13 protein-coding genes are annotated in these 15,951 nt (G+C 64.1%); 9 read left to right on the forward strand and 4 right to left on the reverse strand.

The window, feature by feature from the left end:
* Positions 1–515 precede the first annotated feature (515 nt).
* On the reverse strand, positions 516–3,422 hold the full coding sequence (locus AUJ55_11840) for a hypothetical protein (protein OIO54416.1): 2,907 nt from the start codon (positions 3,420–3,422) through the stop codon (positions 516–518).
* An 811-nt stretch (positions 3,423–4,233) separates the two neighbouring features.
* On the opposite strand from AUJ55_11840, the gene AUJ55_11845 reads away from it, so the two are divergent.
* The 6 genes from AUJ55_11845 (at position 4,234) to AUJ55_11870 (ending at position 9,882) form a co-directional block, all read left to right on the forward strand.
* Positions 4,234–4,518: a hypothetical protein gene (locus AUJ55_11845; protein ID OIO54417.1), complete on the forward strand. Its 285-nt coding sequence runs from the start codon at positions 4,234–4,236 to the stop codon at positions 4,516–4,518.
* Positions 4,515–5,339 (forward strand): nucleoside triphosphate pyrophosphohydrolase, encoded by an 825-nt coding sequence (locus AUJ55_11850; protein ID OIO54418.1) that lies wholly within the window; start codon positions 4,515–4,517, stop codon positions 5,337–5,339. Before AUJ55_11845 ends, AUJ55_11850 begins: the two co-directional genes overlap by 4 nt.
* Positions 5,336–6,139: an inositol monophosphatase gene (locus AUJ55_11855; GenBank protein ID OIO54419.1), complete on the forward strand. Its 804-nt coding sequence runs from the start codon at positions 5,336–5,338 to the stop codon at positions 6,137–6,139. Before AUJ55_11850 ends, AUJ55_11855 begins: the two co-directional genes overlap by 4 nt.
* 257 nt (positions 6,140–6,396) lie before the next feature.
* Positions 6,397–7,389: a tRNA dihydrouridine synthase DusB gene (locus AUJ55_11860; GenBank protein ID OIO54428.1), complete on the forward strand. Its 993-nt coding sequence runs from the start codon at positions 6,397–6,399 to the stop codon at positions 7,387–7,389.
* A complete protein-coding gene (locus tag AUJ55_11865; protein OIO54420.1) occupies positions 7,386–8,447 on the forward strand; it encodes a hypothetical protein in 1,062 nt (353 codons plus the stop codon). The genes AUJ55_11860 and AUJ55_11865 overlap by 4 nt, the downstream gene beginning before the upstream one ends.
* A 13-nt stretch (positions 8,448–8,460) precedes the next feature.
* Positions 8,461–9,882 (forward strand): nitrogen regulation protein NR(I), encoded by a 1,422-nt coding sequence (locus tag AUJ55_11870; protein OIO54421.1) that lies wholly within the window; start codon positions 8,461–8,463, stop codon positions 9,880–9,882.
* Between the two features lie 296 nt (positions 9,883–10,178).
* Here the strand turns inward: AUJ55_11870 and AUJ55_11875 are convergent, their stop codons facing one another.
* The 3 genes from AUJ55_11875 to AUJ55_11885 all read right to left on the reverse strand — a co-directional run bounded on the left by AUJ55_11875 (position 10,179) and on the right by AUJ55_11885 (position 13,900).
* Positions 10,179–10,919 carry a hypothetical protein gene (locus tag AUJ55_11875; GenBank protein ID OIO54422.1) on the reverse strand — a complete coding sequence of 247 codons (741 nt, stop codon included), beginning with the start codon at positions 10,917–10,919 and terminating at the stop codon, positions 10,179–10,181.
* A gap of 661 nt (positions 10,920–11,580) precedes the next feature.
* Positions 11,581–12,399 carry a hypothetical protein gene (locus AUJ55_11880; GenBank protein ID OIO54423.1) on the reverse strand — a complete coding sequence of 273 codons (819 nt, stop codon included), beginning with the start codon at positions 12,397–12,399 and terminating at the stop codon, positions 11,581–11,583.
* Between the two features lie 463 nt (positions 12,400–12,862).
* A complete protein-coding gene (locus AUJ55_11885; GenBank protein OIO54424.1) occupies positions 12,863–13,900 on the reverse strand; it encodes an aldo/keto reductase in 1,038 nt (345 codons plus the stop codon).
* A gap of 108 nt (positions 13,901–14,008) precedes the next feature.
* On the opposite strand from AUJ55_11885, the gene AUJ55_11890 reads away from it, so the two are divergent.
* The 3 genes from AUJ55_11890 (at position 14,009) to AUJ55_11900 (ending at position 15,811) form a co-directional block, all read left to right on the forward strand.
* Positions 14,009–15,070 (forward strand): hypothetical protein, encoded by a 1,062-nt coding sequence (locus tag AUJ55_11890; protein ID OIO54425.1) that lies wholly within the window; start codon positions 14,009–14,011, stop codon positions 15,068–15,070.
* 2 nt (positions 15,071–15,072) lie between these two features.
* A complete protein-coding gene (locus AUJ55_11895; GenBank protein OIO54426.1) occupies positions 15,073–15,507 on the forward strand; it encodes a tRNA-specific adenosine deaminase in 435 nt (144 codons plus the stop codon).
* A gap of 100 nt (positions 15,508–15,607) precedes the next feature.
* Positions 15,608–15,811: a hypothetical protein gene (locus AUJ55_11900; protein ID OIO54427.1), complete on the forward strand. Its 204-nt coding sequence runs from the start codon at positions 15,608–15,610 to the stop codon at positions 15,809–15,811.
* Positions 15,812–15,951: the final 140 nt, after the last annotated feature.

Consider the following 15,951-nt stretch of genomic DNA (forward strand, 5'->3'; position numbering starts at 1 on the left):
CTCGGCAATTGCTCCTGCATTGCTCTACCTCCTGCATCCATGCAGTCGTGCGCCGGCGGGTAATCGGTCCAAATTTCCCCGGTTTTTCGTCACATAGACACCACTATGATCCTCAAAACCGTGAAAATTCCGCCTCGATTCCCCACTCGGCTCGCTACGGACGCTCAAGCCCGACAGACTCCTAGCTCCCCCTTTGAGCGTCCCTCCCCCGGGCAGGGGGGGGACAGGTGGGGGTCGAATGCCGCAATCGGAGGCGACACCCCGCTAGGAAGCAGCAGGTTTCGATAGGGATCGGGAAGGGTCGCCCCTCCCCGACCCCTATCAAGCAGGACTGAGGAGGTGTGGTTTGTGGCAGACCCACCCAAGGCCGCGGGTCGATTGCGCTCGAACCCAGGCTCCACGCTCCACCCGACCGACTTAAATTCGCTGAAAATCAACGCCATCTGCCGATCGATCTCTTGGGATTTGGAATCGGGCGCCCCCCCTTCCCGCACACCTTGCCGCACCCTTGCGCCCTACTCCGCCACCTGCGGCAACCACACCGTGAATACCGCCCCCCCCTCGGGCCGATTGCGCCAGGTCAACCGTCCGTGGTGGTCCTCGACGATCCCCAACGCCACCGAAAGCCCCAACCCCGTCCCCTGTCCGGCCGATTTGGTGGTGAAGAAGGGATCGGCGATCCGCTCCAGCAGCTCGTCGGGAATGCCGGGGCCGTTGTCGGAGACCGCGATGCTCACCCCCCCCTCGGCGCGGTGGACCGCGACCCAGACCTTGCCCCCCTGCCCCACCTCCTCGGCCGCGTTGCCGATCAGGTTGAGCAGCACCTGCACCAAACGCTGCCGCTGCCCCAGTACCCGCATATCGCGGGGGCAATCGGGATCGCGGCGCAGCTCGATTCCCCGCCGTTTGGCCTGAATTTGGGCCAGACCCAACGCCTGATCGACCGCCTCGCAGAGGTCGATCGGCTCCAGCGGCTCAAAGTCGCTGCGCGACATATCGAGCAGTTCACGCACGATCACCGCAATCCGCTCGCTCTCGCTGCGGATCAGCGCCACCCCCTCGCGGTAGAAACCGGGGTCGTCCTCCTCGGTCATGTTTTGCGCCAGGGAGTGGATTGAGGTCAGGGGATTGCCGATCTCGTGGGCGATCCCCGCCGCCATCTGGCCGATGGTCGCCAGCCGGTCGGCGTGGCGCAGTTGGCGGTTCAGTTCCCGTTCCCGGGTGACGTTTTCGATCACCACCACCCGCCCCTGCTCGGGGGGGGGCAGCGGCGCGCTGCGGCCTCGCCAGGCGGCGCCCGACCCCTGGGAGACGGTCACCGCTTCAAGCTCGGCGCTTAAGAAGGGGGCGATTTGGGGCAGCACCTCGCGCCAATGCCGCCCGGTTACCGCCCCCCCCTGCACCCAGCCCATCTGCCGCATGCTTTCGTTGATGAGGGTGATCCGCCCGCTGCGGTCGAGCACCACCACCCCAATGGGGGCGACGCCCAGAATCTGGTCGAGGTAACGGCGCAGCCGGTCGAGCTCGCCGGTCAAATCGCCCAGGTTGCCCCGCGCCTGGGCCACCCGCTGCTCGATGATCTTGATGGTGTCGGCAATCGCGGCGGGAGCGGTGGTGCCGGCCAGGCGACGGTCGATCACCATGTGGGCGATGGTGGGGCCGAACATGCCCGACAGTTGACGTTGCAACTGCGCCCGCACCCTGGCGGTGTCGCCGGGGTCGGTGATGGCACGAACCCCGGTCGCAGCCTGGGCCGCCTCGATCTCTTGTCGGGCCATCTCGGCCCCCAGCACCTCGGCCAACCGCCCCTCGATCTCGCCCAGACTCGTCACCCCCTCAACCACCACCTGCGGCGCGACCCGCTCCTCTTGGCAGAGCAGGGCCGCTTCGGCCTCGGATGGGGTGGGGTGGTCGCGCATCGATACGATCCAGAACAGGCCGCCGTTGACCAGCAGGCTCCAGAACACCCCGTGCGACAACGGGTCGATGCCCACCATGCCGAACAGGTGCTCGGGGTGGAGCCACGACAGACCGAACAATCCGACCTCCAGCCAGCCGCCGGGCAACACCCCCGAGCGGACCAACACCGGCACCACCAGCGTCAGCAGCCAAACCGCCATCCCCCCGGTCAAACCCCAGCGCACCCCCTTGGCGGTGGCGCCGGTCCAGAACAGAACCCCCAGCATCCCCGGCACGAATTGCAAAATGGCGGCGAACGAGACCAGACCGATGGCGGCCAGCCCCGAGCGGCTGCCCAACGCCTGGGCAAAGAGGTAGCCCAACAGGATGATGAAGGCGATCAGCAACCGCTTGCCCTGCAACAGCCAGCGGTAGAAGTCGGGGGTACGGGCGGGGGAGAAGGCGACCGGCAGCAGCAGGTGGTTCATCGTCATGGTCGACAGCGCCACCGCCGAAACGATGACCATCGCCGCCGAGGCCGAAAATCCCCCCACCAGTACCAGCAGCGCCTGCCAGGGATGACCGGTGGCCAGCGGCAGGCCGATGACGAAGTAATCGGGGGGCAAGTTCAGGCCGAGCGCCAGCCCCACCGCCGCGATCGGCACCGTCGGCAGGGTGATCCACCACAGATAGAGCGGCACCCCCCAGCGGGCCGAGCGGACGTGGGCCGGGTCGCGGTTCTCGGTGAACAACATGTGAAACTGGCGCGGCAGCAGCATGAAGGCGAAGAAGGCCAGCAGCAGCATGGTGAACCACTGCCCGTTCTCGCCCGGCTGCACCGCCAGGGTTTCGCTTAAGCCCGTATCGACCAACGCCCGGTCAAGCCCATCCAGCCCCCCCAGGGTGACCAACGCCAGCCCCCCGGCAACGAGGATCGCCACCAATTTGACCAGCGACTCGAAGGCGACCGCCACCACCAGCCCCTCCTGCCGGGTCTCCATCGAAAAATGGCGGGCGCCGAAAAGGACCGAAAAAACGACCAAAATAACGGTGATGACGAACGAGAACTCCGCCTGGGGATCGAGACCGGTCAGCGCCGCCATCGAGCCACCGATGGCCCGAATTTGCAGGGCGATGTAGGGGACGACGCCAATCAGGGCGACGAGGGTGACCAGGATTCCGACCGAGCGGCTGCGGTAGCGAAAAGCGAGCAGATCGGCAATAGAGGCAAGGCCATAGCGGTGGGTCAGGCGCAGGATCGGTTCCAACCAATAGGGGGCCAGAATCATGGCGAGCGTCGGACCGAGGTAGATGGTGAGAAAATGCAGCCCCGTCTCGGCCGCCGTCCCCACCGAGCCGTAGTAGGTCCACGAGGTGCAGTAGACCGAGATCGCCAGGGTGTAGATGGCCGGATGGCGGATGCCGCCGCGTCGCTCGGCCCAATAGGCGATGCCGAAGAGCAGCCCCAGGTAAGCGACCAACACCCCCAGCACCAGCATCGGATCGAGGTGGGCCACGCTCATGTGCGGATGCGGAAGATCAAGGCGATGGCGCCCGCCCAGCACACCATGATCCCCAGCCAGCTCCCCACCCCGACCGGATGGCCCACCAACATGCCGAGCAGCGGCCAGGTGAAGAGCAGCAGGGCGGCCAGGAAGAGGATCGGCGATTTGTGGGGGGATGGGGTCATAGGGGCCCGGGTTGCTCCTGGAAGAGGGGGCAGAATGCGGCAGGGCGTGGATTTTTAGGCGGCACAGCCCAACGCGCCACCCCCTTGTGGTCGTGGGTCGCTTGGGGTGGATTTCAGCAGGTCGGTTGTTGCTTCAAAAGTGAGCGGCTGGGGTGACCACAACGTGGGCCGCCGCGTTTCGGCGACAAGGCCCGCTGTTGCTTATTCGAAGGGGTGTGCTCCGTCGTGGCCGCTTTTGTTTTTGGAACGAATGGCGGACGCGATGCCGCTCGTCCCTCCAGTGAGCACCTCGGACGGGGTGGGGTTGGGGTGGCGGGGTTGCCTACTTCATTCTCGGACAGAAGTCCGCTCCTACACCCCCCACTCGCCCCACTCCACCAACCCAAACCCCTACCAATCCTCACTTTTGTGCCCCACCCCCTCCGCTAATCCTATTATTGACAACATTCGAATATTCTTATTTACTTGAGTCGTTGATCCGACGTGGAGTGTTGATTCCATGCTCGTTTCTTCCCCTCCACCCTCAAAGCCGCGCCTGCCCAGGCGCGGTTTTTTTTTGCCGGCACCAACAAGCGCGGGATGCCCCCGTCCACCGGGTCGAGTATCATCCGCGGCTTTTCCCCCTCTGCCACGTAGGACACACCATGTACACCCAATCCGGCAGTGAGCGTCACGCTTTGCGTAGCCGTGCACACGGCCTCAAACCGGTGGTCATCATCGGCACCAAAGGGCTCACCCCCGAAGTGGTCAAGGCGATCGACGAGGCGCTGGCCCACCACCAACTTATCAAGGTCAAACTCCCCCCCGCCGCCGAGCGCGAAGAGGATTTGATCGAGCAGATCGCCGATCAACTCAAAGCCGAAACGGTGCAAACGGTTGGCCGCATCGCCGTGCTCTACCGTCCCAAACCGGAAGAAAACAAACGATGAGCCAACCGGTCGACCTGACCCCCCTGACCGAGGTGATGGCTCGGCTGCGCGATCCCGAAACCGGTTGTCCCTGGGACTTGCAGCAGAATCACGACAGCCTCAAGCCCTACCTGATCGAAGAGGCCTTCGAGGTGCTCGACACCCTGGAGTCGGGCGATATACAGGGGCTTAAAGGGGAATTGGGCGATCTGTTGCTGCAAATCGTCTTCCACGCCCGGCTGGCCGAAGAACGGGGCGATTTCGACATGGCGGGGGTGATTGCCGCCATCGTCGACAAGATGGTGCGCCGTCACCCCCACGTCTTCGGCGATAACACCGCCGCCGGCAACGCCGAGAGTCACGACAAGCAGTGGGAGGCGATCAAGGATGCCGAGCGCGGCGGCGCCTCGCGGCTGGCCGACGTGCCGCGGGGCCTGCCCGCCCTGCACCTGGCCGCCAAGATGCAAAAGCGTGCCGCCACCCTCGGCTTTGAGTTCCCCTCGTCGTTGGAGGCGATCCACAAGCTGGTGGAGGAGGTGCACGAATTCGAGGCCGAGATTCAGGCCCGCGAAATGGAGCGGGCCGAAGAGGAGTTCGGCGACATCCTCTTCGCCATGGTCAACGTGGGCCGGATGCTGGGGGTGCGGCCCGAATTCGCCCTGCGCGGCGCCACCCTGCGCTTTGTCGAACGCTTCACCCATGTCGAGGCCAACATCCGACAGGCTCGCAGCCAGGGGGGCAACCCCGATCTGGAGCAGATGGAGCAGTGGTGGCAAGAGGCCAAACGAATGCAACGTGCATCAACCGAAACATCGTCCAACATCGAAGAGAAAAAACCATGAGTTTGCTGCCTGCCGCCGTCCGTGCCGCCCGCGCCGCCGGAGCCGAAATCCGCCGCTCCTTCGGCGAACGGGACCGTTTCGACGTCGCCAAGAAGGGCCCTCAGGATTTCGTCACCTCCGTCGACCGCAAATGCGAGGCGATCATCCGCGAAACCCTCCTGGCCGCTTACCCCGGCCACGCCATCCTCGGCGAAGAAGAGGGACTCAAAGGTGCCAATGACGCCGCCATCACCTGGGTGGTCGATCCCCTGGATGGCACCACCAACTTCATCCACGGCCTGCCCATCGTCTCGGTTTCGATTGCGGCGGTCACCCTGGGCAAGGTGGTGACCGGAGTGGTGTTCGATCCGATCCACGACGAGCTTTTCACCGCCGAGCGGGGCAGTGGCGCCCAGCTCAACAACCGCCGCCTTCGCCTGTCCCCCGAGACCAAACTGCGCGAATCGGTGCTGGCCACCGGCTTCCCCTTCAAGAAGATCGAGTTGATCGAGCCCTACATGCCGCAATTCCGGGCGATGCTCCCCCGCTCCATCGGGGTGCGCCGCATGGGTTCGGCCGCCATCGACCTGTGCTACACCGCCGCAGGGCGGTTTGGCGGCTTTTGGGAGTTGGGGCTCGCCCCCTGGGACATCGCCGCCGGCACCCTGATTTTGCAAGAGGCGGGTGGATTCGTGACCGACCTTGAAGGTGGCAGCGACTTTTTGCGCAGCGGCAACGTCGTCGGCGGCGCCCCCGCAGTGCACCGAGAAATGCTCGAAGTGTTGGCCCAGGTCAGGGCCGGGCAGCTCGGGCAGGCGTAAGGGATGGGGAGGATGGTCATGGTGGGGAGCGCTATGGTGAATGCGCCGCGTTTATCGACCGCCCTCCGGTCCGTGCGGTCGGGGTTCGTTCGTCCCCTCATATCCCCCCGTCCCCCCCTTAGAAAAAGGGAGGGGACATGAGCGTCCGTGCCCCCCATCCGAATACCCCCCCCCCTTTTCAAAGGGGGGTCGGGGGGGATTTTCGCGGGACAGGGGGGGATTTCCCGCCGTCACAACCCATCCTCCCGGCAACCGTCATGACCCTGCTGCGCCCCCTGCACATCGGTCCCGTCGTCGCCCCCAACAACCTGCTGCTGGCCCCGCTGGCTGGAATCACCTCGCTCCCCTTCCGCCGCATGGCCAAACGGTTCGGCGCCGGGGTGGTGGTCAGCGAGATGCTGTCGGCCAACGCCACCGTGCAGGGGTCGATCAAGACCCACGCCATGGCCGCCATCGCCGACGACGAGCGGCCGGTGGGGATTCAACTGGCGGGGAGCGACCCCGAGATGCTGGCCGAGGCGGCCCGCATCCACGCCGATCTCAACCCCGACTTCATCGACATCAACATGGGTTGCCCGGTCAAAAAGGTGGTGAAGGGTCTGGCCGGGTCGGCGCTGCTGCGCGACGAGCTGCTGGTTGGACGCATCTGCGCCGCCACCGTCAAAGCCTCCCCCCTGCCGGTGACCCTTAAGGTCCGTCTGGGCTGGGATGAGGCCTCGATCAACATCCACCGCATCGCCCGCATCGCTGAAGAATCTGGCATCGCCATGCTCACCGTTCATGGCCGCACCAGGGCGCAGATGTTCTCGGGGCGCGCCAACTGGCAAATCATCGGGGAGGTTGCCGCCGCGCGCTCCATTCCGGTCATCGGCAATGGCGACGTGGCCAGCCCCGAAGACGCCGAGGCGCTGCTCAAAACCGGGGTTGCCGGGGTGATGATCGGGCGGGCCGCTTTAGGGCGCCCCTGGTTGTTCGGCCAGATTCTCGCCCATTTGCAGGGGCAGCCGGTCCCCGCCGACCCGACCCCCGCCCAGCGCGTCGAACTCATGGCGAGGCTCTTCGACGACCTCAAAATCCACCACGGCGAGCGGATTGGCTTGATGCTGGCCCGCAAGTTCGCCGCCTGGCTCACCCACGGTTTGCCCGGCTCCGGCGCCCTGCGCCAGGCGATCCACCACGCCCCCGATTGGGCCAGCCTCACCGCCCTGCTCGAAGAGGCGCGCGACCGGCTAGAGGGGGAAACGGCGTGATTTCTGCCGAAGCAATCCGGGTTTTGGACGAACTGCCCGGCGGCTGGATGGTGGTCGGCCCCGATGATCGCATCGTCTGGGTCAGCCACGCCGCCCAAGAATGGCTTGAGAGCGGCGCCGCCACCCTGACCAAAGCCCCTCTGCGCGAAGGCACCCCCCTGCGCGGCCTGCTCGCCCCCCTGCTGGAGCGGGTGCGGATGCGTCATGCCGAGGTGATCCTGCGCGAAGGGATGCTCGAATTACCCGGCCGCGCCCCCAAACCGGCCCAGATCGAGCTGGCTCCCACCAAGCTGCTCAGCGGCGGGATTTTGGTCCACGTCATCCCCAGAGAGCACCCCGCTTTGGGACGGCGCGAGCACCACATCGAAGAGCTCAACCTGCTCACCCAGATGGCCCACGTGGTCGCCCACGAGGTTAAAAATCCCCTGGGGGGCATTCAGGGGGCGGCGCAGTTGCTCGGCATGGAGGCCGACGGCGACGACCAAAAAAAAATGGTCACCATGATTATCGAGGAGACTGCCCGCATTCGCCGTCTGGTCGACGATCTGCTCAACCTGACCGAACCGCTCAAACTCAAGCAGGAGCCGGTCAACATCCACGAGGTGCTCGACCGTGTGGTGCAGACCCTGAAGATGGATCCCGCCTTCGGGCTTAAACCCGAGGCGATCTTCGATCCCTCGCTCCCCCCCGTTCTGGGCGACCGGGACCGGATGATCCAGCTCTTCCTAAATCTGGCCAAAAACGGGCTGGAGGCGATGGGGGGTGAGGGCAAAATCGTCCTGACAACTGCAGCCGCCTCCGATCTCAAGTTATCCTCCCCCGGCTCCGGCCCCTTGATCCGGGTGACGATCCGCGATTTTGGCCCAGGCTTGCCCCCCGAATTGCTGCAACGGGTTTTCACCCCCTTCTTCAGCACCAAACGCAACGGCATGGGCATTGGTTTGACGGTGGCCCAGCGTATTGTTTTGGCCCACGGCGGCTTGATCGTGGCCGAAAATCAACCGCACGGCGGGTTGGCGATCCACACCTACCTCCCCTCCTGCTCCGATGAACAGTAAGGAAACAACCTCCATGACCCGACCGATTTTCATCGTCGACGACGACCGTTCGATCCGCTGGGTGCTCAACCGCCGTTTGAGCGGCGCCGGATTCGAGGTGCGGGAGTTCGAGTCGGGCAAGGGGGTACTTGAGGGGGTGGCCGAGGTTCGTCCCTCCCTGATCTTTCTGGATGTTTCGATGCCCGACGTCAGCGGCCTCGATCTGCTGCGCGAGATTCAAGCCGGATTCCCCGATCTGCCGGTGGTCATCATGACCGCCCTGACCACCGTCGATACCGCCGTGGACGCCTTCGGTCGCGGCGCGGCGGAGTACCTGCCCAAGCCCTTTGACCTCGACATCGCCTTAGAGCTGGCGCAGCGCTTGACCCAGGCGTCGGCGGGCAAAGGGGCTGCCAAAGAGGAGACCGGCAGCGCGCCGGGGATCATCGGCAAGGCCCCGGCGATGCAAGAACTCTTTCGCGCCATCGGCCGGGTCGCCCCCACCGAACTAGCGGTGCTGGTGCACGGCGAATCGGGGACCGGCAAGGAGCTGGTCGCCCAGACGATCCACCGCGCCAGCCGCCGCGCCGCCGGCCCCTTCGTGGCGGTCAACATGGCAGCGATCCCCAGCGAATTGATGGAGGCCGAGCTTTTCGGCCACGAGCGGGGCGCCTTCACCGGGGCGGTGCAAAAACGCAGCGGTTACTTCCAGCAGGGCAAGGGGGGGACCCTCTTCCTCGACGAGATCGGCGACATGCCGCTCTCGACCCAAACCCGGCTGCTGCGGGTGCTGCAAGAGCGGGAGTTCACCCCGGTCGGCAGCACCATGCCGATCAAGGCCGACGTGCGCATCGTCGCCGCGACCCATCAAGACATGGAGCAGCAGGTCGCCTCGGGCCGCTTCCGCGAAGACCTTTTCTACCGCCTCAACGTCATGCCGCTGGAGATCCCCCCCCTGCGTGATCGCCCCCAGGATATCCCGCTGCTGCTCAAGTACTTCATCCAAAAGGTGGCGGTGGAGCTGGGGATCAAACCCAAGGACTGCACCCCCGGCGCCCTGGAGCGCATGGTCCGCCACCCTTGGCCCGGCAATGTGCGCGAGCTCGAAAACATGGTGCGGCGGCTGATGGTGCTGGTGGCGGGGGAGCGGATTACCGTGGCCGACCTGCCCAAGAGCATGCAGCAGCAACGCGAGGGGCTGGGACTGGCAGAGACGGTGGGGCAGGTGCTTGACCGGTTCTTCGGGTCATTGGACGGCAACCGTCCGGTCAATTTGATGGAGGTGGTGCTGGCTGAGGTCGAACGCCCCTTGATCGAGCGGGTGCTGGAGCGGACCAACCAAAACCAGGTCGAAGCGGCTTTGATGCTGGGGATCCATCGCAATACGTTGCGTAAAAAGATGGCCGAATATGGTTTGTCGGGGCGGGGACGGGGGAGGCCGGTTTCAGAGGGGTAAAGAACAGGCAAGGCGAGGAGCCTGTAAATCAGCCTTAAAGAAACGCCGATTCAAGGCCTCCTGCCTTGAATCGGCACGCTTCGCCAAAACCAAAAGTAGGCGCCATGAGGCGGCGTCGTTTTGGCTTCGCTTGCAAAATCAGCAGAGCCTCGGCGACTTAGGTCGCCTCCTACGTTCCTGATTTTGGCAGCCCCTCCTTGGGCTGCTCGGAAGGGCCGATAAAGCTTGTAGGGCTGCCCTTGAGTTTCAACGCCTTGCTTGGGGGATTGCTCCCATTCAACCCCCCATATTCGGCATCATTGTCCCCCCCCTGAACCACAATAATCCCCTGTCCCCACCGTCCGCTTAATCTCAAACCCCGCCCCCGGCACCAAAATGAACTCGCTCCCCCCCTCTTCGAACTTGGGATTGCCCCAATCGAAGGTGTAACCCAGGCCGGTCCAGGGGGGGCCGGAGGCGGTGCGGTAGTCTGTGGTGTAGAGGTTATTGAAAAAGGCGGCATAGTCGTGGATGCCGGGGACGCTGGGCACCGTCTTGCCGAAGGTGAGGTTGCAGGTGGCGTCATCGATTTCGGGGTCGACGCAGGGACGGAACATCTGGGCCGGGTCGACCCACATCTCGATGAATAGGTCGTAGCTCCAGCTCGGATCGAGCCCCAGGTATTGCTTCAAACGCAGGTTGAGGTCGGCGAGGGTCGCTTGCGGGTGAGACTGGGTGAAGGCTTGGCAGAAGCGCTGCACCTGAGGGGCTGCGGTGACCCAGGTGACGTAGGCCTCGGAGGGGGCGGTAGCGGTTTGACCCTTGTAAAAGCTGTCGTAACTGGATTGGCTCTTCCAAGCCACCACCAACAGCTTGGTGTGGTCGGCACTCCACACCAAATTGGGATTGTCGGGGGTGATGGCGACCAGGTTGTGGACCACCTCGGTGGGCAGCGCCACCGAAGCGTCGCGGATCGCCGCCGCGTAATCTTGGTTCGGCTGCCCCGCCTGAGCCGGAAAGGCCAGGACCAAAAGGATCAGGCCGATCCACCGTTGCATCGTTGCGATTCCTGCTGCCGCCGTCGTCATGACCACCTCCATGGGTTTTACCTTGGGCTTGTTTGCCATCCAATCCAAATAATCAACGTCAAAAACAATCGTTAATCGCGCCGGGGGCGGCGCTCCTACACGTTTTTTGGATTTCGCCGACCCGCGTTTTTACGGGATCCCATCCGGTTCGGCAAACCCCTTGCCCCCGCCACACCAACCACCCCCCAAAAGCAGCCGCGTCACGAGCACCGGGAAGACCAGCATGTTGAGGATGTATTCCGACCGGGTAAGGTCGGGGGAGCTCTTGCGCATCTGACGAAACACCACCCGCCCCCCTCCCATCACGCCACCACACCAAGCTGCGCAGCACTTGGCGCTCAACCCCTTGGTGACTGCGGTGGCACGGTGCGATAGGTGGTCAAGGCGGCATTGCAACCCAGATCGCGGGCCTTTAAAGAAACGCCGATTCAAGGCCTTCTGCCTTGAATCGGCACGCTACGCAAAAAACGTGGTAGGTGGCGCCAGTGTCGCCCGTTTGTTGTACCGCCGCCCCGAGGCCCGAATGCGACAACGTCGTCGGCCAGCAGGGTTGCGAGCGGCGCGTTCGGTTCAAGCAGGTGAAGCTCCAAAGCCTTCAACGTTTGCAGCTCTTGTTGGCTCAAGCCCACCCCTATCCCCGCACAAACATCTCATACAGCGTCAACAACACCTCAAAAATAATCAGCAGGGTGATGTACCACTCCACCCGCAGCGAACGTTGGGTGTGGAGCAAATCAAGCAGGGTTTGGGCGGTGCGTGAGATCAGCGCCAGTTTGCGGTCCAGCGCCAGTTGTCGTTCGTGGAGTTCGTATTCGTCTTCTAATCGGGCGTAAAAGCGCTCCAGTTCGGGGCGCTCCCAGAGTAATTCGGGTTTTTCGGTCACCTCGACCCTTCCCACCGTCTTTTGCTCGATCAGCAGCGCCGCCCCGATTTGTTGCAGCAGGTTTTTGCCGGTCGCCACCCCGGAGCCCTTTTCTTGCAACGCCTTGGCCAACGGTTCGATCTGATCGAACTGGGCAGCCACCGCCTTTTCGTAGCGGGCCAGCACCACACTCTTGCCCAGGATGTCGCCCAGCAGTTGCAACCGGGGAATGGTCGCCTCGTGGACGACGATTTTTCCGCTTTCGTCGATCCCCTCCTCCCGGTCGGGATCGACCGCCACCGCCGCCTGCTCCAACTCCGGCTCGCCAAAGGGATCGCGGATCAGAGGCTCTATCTGCCGGACAAACTCGACCTCCTCCAGCGGCGTCAGGTCGAAGAGCACCGCCGCCCCGTAGCGAAACAGCACCACCACCCCCCGCTCCCCCGCAGGAATGGTCAGGGGGGAACGGGCCAGAACCCGGGTGGTTTCGAGGGAGCGCAAGTCGAGCCGGTCGCCCAACAACAGCGCCCGCCCCCCCAAAGCCCGCCGCTGCCCAATGCGTAAAGCGGTCAGTATGTCGTCGCCCATCATGTTCTCCTTTGTGCCGATGCACCGTGGCGGCAGTCTCGCCGGTTGCGAAGCGGGGAGCAACGCGGGTAGTGGGGTGGATCGGGGTTCATCGGCCCACTTAACTCGACAGGTTCGGGATGAGCGGAGGTCGGGATGAGCACAGCCAGAGTGGGGGAGCATGCGGGATGCGGTCGACACACCCCCTTGCGCGTCGGCGTGCTCCCCCTTCGTCTGACCGCATCCCCTCTTCCCCATCGGGCACGGCTAAGGAAGCGCCGATTGATTAGCGCTTCCGAGCGGCCCACGGATGGGCCGCCAAAATCGGGAACGTAGGAGGCGACCTAAGTCGCCGAAGCCCAGGTGATTTTGCAAGCCAAGCCAAAACGACGACGCCTCATGGCGCCTACTTTTGGTTTTTGCCAGGCGTGCCGATTCAAGGCAGGAGCCTTGAATCGGCGTTTCCTGAACCGCCACGGCAACCCTACGGGGCCGGATTCGGGTACTTGCGCTGAATCGCCTCGATCGCCTCCAGCACCTCTTGGCTCAGCACCACCTTGGCGCTGTCGAGGTTTTGCCGCAGTTGCTCCACCGTGGTCGCCCCGATCAGGTTGCTGGTGACGAAGGGGCGGCTGGTGACAAATGCCAACGCCATTTGGGCCGGCTTCAAACCTGAGCTGTGGGCCAACTGGACGTATTCGGCGGTGGCGGCCTGGGCCTGAGCCCCCATGTAACGGTTGAACTGGGGGAAGAGGGTGAGCCGCGCTTGGGCGGGGCGGGCGCCGGCCAGGTACTTGCCCGCCAGGGTCCCCATCGCCAGGGGGGAGTAGGCCAACAGCCCCATCGATTCGCGGACGGCAACCTCGGCGCAGCCGATCTCGAAGGTGCGATTGAGCAGGTTGTAGGGGTTTTGAATGCTCATCATCCGGGGCAATCCCTGCTGCGCGGCGGCGCGCAGAAAGGCCATCATCCCCCAGGGTGTCTCGTTCGAAAGGCCGACGTGGCGGATTTTCCCCTCGGCGACCAGCTCCCCCAGCGCCGCCAGGGTCTCCTCGATGGCGACCCCCTCATCCCCCTGCTGATGGTTGTAACCGAGCCGTCCGAAATAGTTGGTTTTGCGCTCGGGCCAGTGCATCTGGTACAGGTCGATGGTTTCAATGCCCAGCCGTTGCAGGCTGGCATCGACGGCGCGGCGCAGGTGATCGCGGTTCAAACGGGGGCCGCCCCGCAACCAGGGGAGCCAATCGGCACGGGCCGCCGCCTTGGTGGCGACGATCAAATCGCCCTTGCCGCCCCGCCGCTTGAGCCACCGCCCCAGGATCGTCTCGGTCGCCCCCTGGGTTTCAGCCTTGGCCGGGACGGGATACATTTCGGCGGTGTCGATGAAGTTCACCCCCGCCTCGACCGCCAGATCGAGCTGGGCGTAGGCCTCCTCCGGGATGTTTTGTTGCCCCCAGGTCATGGTGCCCAGGCCGATGGCGCTGACTTGAAGATCGGTGGTGCCGAGGGTGCGGTACTCCATGAAGCCTCCGAGGAATTTCGAGCAAGGCGCCGGAGCGACGCCGTTAAATAAGGGATAAAAACAATGCGTGGTGCCCCACCGAACCGGAGGCAGACAGTCGGGTTCCCCGTGACGGAGCTGCCCCCATCGGGGATCCTCCGCCGCTGCTTCACCCTGTTGGCGCCGCTGCTCTTGCTGCCTGCGCTGCTGGGCGCCTGCGGATCGAAGGACGAGCGCATCGACCAAGCCTTCGACGCCCAGGTCCCCATCACCATCCGCACCGTGTATCTGGTCGATGACCGCTTCCCCGGTCTGGACCAACCCACCCTCGAAAAGGCGGTCAAGGTGGCCCAACAGGTGGCCCAAGAGCGCTTCGCCCTTCAAAAGCTGACCTTTTTGCCGTTGGAGGTGCGCCCCATCGGCCCTTGGTTTACCGGGGTGTTGGGCACGGCCCACCCCAAAGAGGCGACCTACCCGCTGCGCAAATCGGTCTCCCGTCAGATGAACAACGAGCAGGAGCAATTCTACCGGCAGTTCGACCTCAAGGAGCTGCTCGGCTTCCTCCCCCCCGAAAAAGCGGCGGGGGCGACCCTGGCCGACTTTCATCGCTACCTAATGCAAACCTGGGAGATGAAGCTGGCCAAGTTCAAGGCGCTGCAATACCAGGGCAAGTCGGTTTTCACCCCGGAGCAGAGCCCTTGGCAGCTGGCCTCGAACTGGATGGAGGTCTTCCGGCGCCAGCGCGGCTACGACTTCATGCTGACCAACACCGCCATCTTTTACGACCTACTCGACAACCCCTACCCCCACACGATTTTCAAACACGCCAAGATGGGGGGGATGGGGGAAAAGAGCCCCCACGCCCCCAACGGCAGGGGGCACGCCGCCATGGCCTCGCTGGTCGGCTTCACCAACATCGAATACCTGCACGAGGCCGATCTGCCCGCCGAAGAGGCCGCCGAGGGGCTGGGGGCGGTGCTGATGGCCCACGAGCTGGGCCACATGCTCTTCGAGCTTGAAGATTACTACGACCACCCCCGCGACTGCCTGATGAACACCCCTCCCGCCGCCCTGGGTTATCACGACGCCTGGGTCGCCCTGAACACTGCCCACCGAGTCTGCCCCAAGTGCCGCCCCCTGATTACGGCGGCCAAGGAGCACTGGCTCGACTCTTTGCAAACGCGGAGGTAACTGTGGATATCTTCATGCAAGCGGCCATCGAGGAGGCCGCGTTAGGCTGGAACGAAGGGGGAATCCCCATCGGTTCGGTGCTGGTTCAGGGTGGCAAGATCATCGGTCGCGGCCACAACCGCCGGGTGCAAAAGGGCAGTCCCACCCTGCACGCCGAGATCGACTGTTTAGAAAACGCAGGGCGCATCGGCTCCTACCGCGACACCGTGCTCTACTCGACCCTGATGCCCTGTTACCTGTGCGCGGGCGCGGTGGTGCAGTTTGGCATCCCCAAGGTGGTAGCGGGGGAGTCGGAGAGTTTTCCTGGGGCGCGCGCCTTCATGGAGGCCCACGGGGTCGAGGTGGTCGACCTCGATCTAGCGTCGTGCAAAGCGCTGATGCGGCGGATGATCGAGACCAAACCCGATCTTTGGGCCGAAGACATCGGAAAAGATTGAACTCCGCCGAACAATTGGCATTTGCGTCACAGGCAATCATTCCTCAGCGGACATGATTGAGCGCCCTTTCATCCCACGCTGTTTTCCCAAGGAGAGACCCATGACCCGTTACGCCTACCGCACCGTCACCCTGGAGCAAAAAGGCTCCGGCCTGCTGCACTCGCGTGACATTCCCGGATTGGAAGAGACCTTGAACCGGGAGGGGAAAGAGGGGTGGCATCTCAATCAGGTTATCCTCCCCTCGGCCGCTTTCGGGGAATCGGACCGGGTGGTGCTGGTGTTCGACCGACCCATCGAGGCGTGACGAAAAGGGGGCGGTGCGCAACCGCCCGCCCCCTTCCTGTTTTGTAGACTGGTTGGAGCGCCGCCCTCGGCGCGATTATTTAACGCCTTGAACGTTTTGCGCCTTTAACACTTGTTCCCCTTCGGCCCCCTCTACCCCCC

The sequence above is a fragment of the Proteobacteria bacterium CG1_02_64_396 genome, from assembly GCA_001872725.1.
Lineage (GTDB): Bacteria > Pseudomonadota > MNWR01 > CG1-02-64-396 > CG1-02-64-396 > CG1-02-64-396.

Bases quoted from the DNA above. Each gene is read 5' to 3' on its own strand.
- AUJ55_11840 (OIO54416.1), bottom strand. From the start codon at position 3,422: ATGAGCGTGGCCCACCTCGATCCGATGCTGGTGCTGGGGGTGTTGGTC.
- AUJ55_11845 (OIO54417.1), top strand. From the start codon at position 4,234: ATGTACACCCAATCCGGCAGTGAGCGTCACGCTTTGCGTAGCCGTGCA.
- AUJ55_11850 (OIO54418.1), top strand. From the start codon at position 4,515: ATGAGCCAACCGGTCGACCTGACCCCCCTGACCGAGGTGATGGCTCGG.
- AUJ55_11855 (OIO54419.1), top strand. From the start codon at position 5,336: ATGAGTTTGCTGCCTGCCGCCGTCCGTGCCGCCCGCGCCGCCGGAGCC.
- AUJ55_11860 (OIO54428.1), top strand. From the start codon at position 6,397: ATGACCCTGCTGCGCCCCCTGCACATCGGTCCCGTCGTCGCCCCCAAC.
- AUJ55_11870 (OIO54421.1), top strand. From the start codon at position 8,461: ATGACCCGACCGATTTTCATCGTCGACGACGACCGTTCGATCCGCTGG.
- AUJ55_11875 (OIO54422.1), bottom strand. From the start codon at position 10,919: ATGCAACGGTGGATCGGCCTGATCCTTTTGGTCCTGGCCTTTCCGGCT.
- AUJ55_11880 (OIO54423.1), bottom strand. From the start codon at position 12,399: ATGGGCGACGACATACTGACCGCTTTACGCATTGGGCAGCGGCGGGCT.
- AUJ55_11885 (OIO54424.1), bottom strand. From the start codon at position 13,900: ATGGAGTACCGCACCCTCGGCACCACCGATCTTCAAGTCAGCGCCATC.
- AUJ55_11900 (OIO54427.1), top strand. From the start codon at position 15,608: ATGACCCGTTACGCCTACCGCACCGTCACCCTGGAGCAAAAAGGCTCC.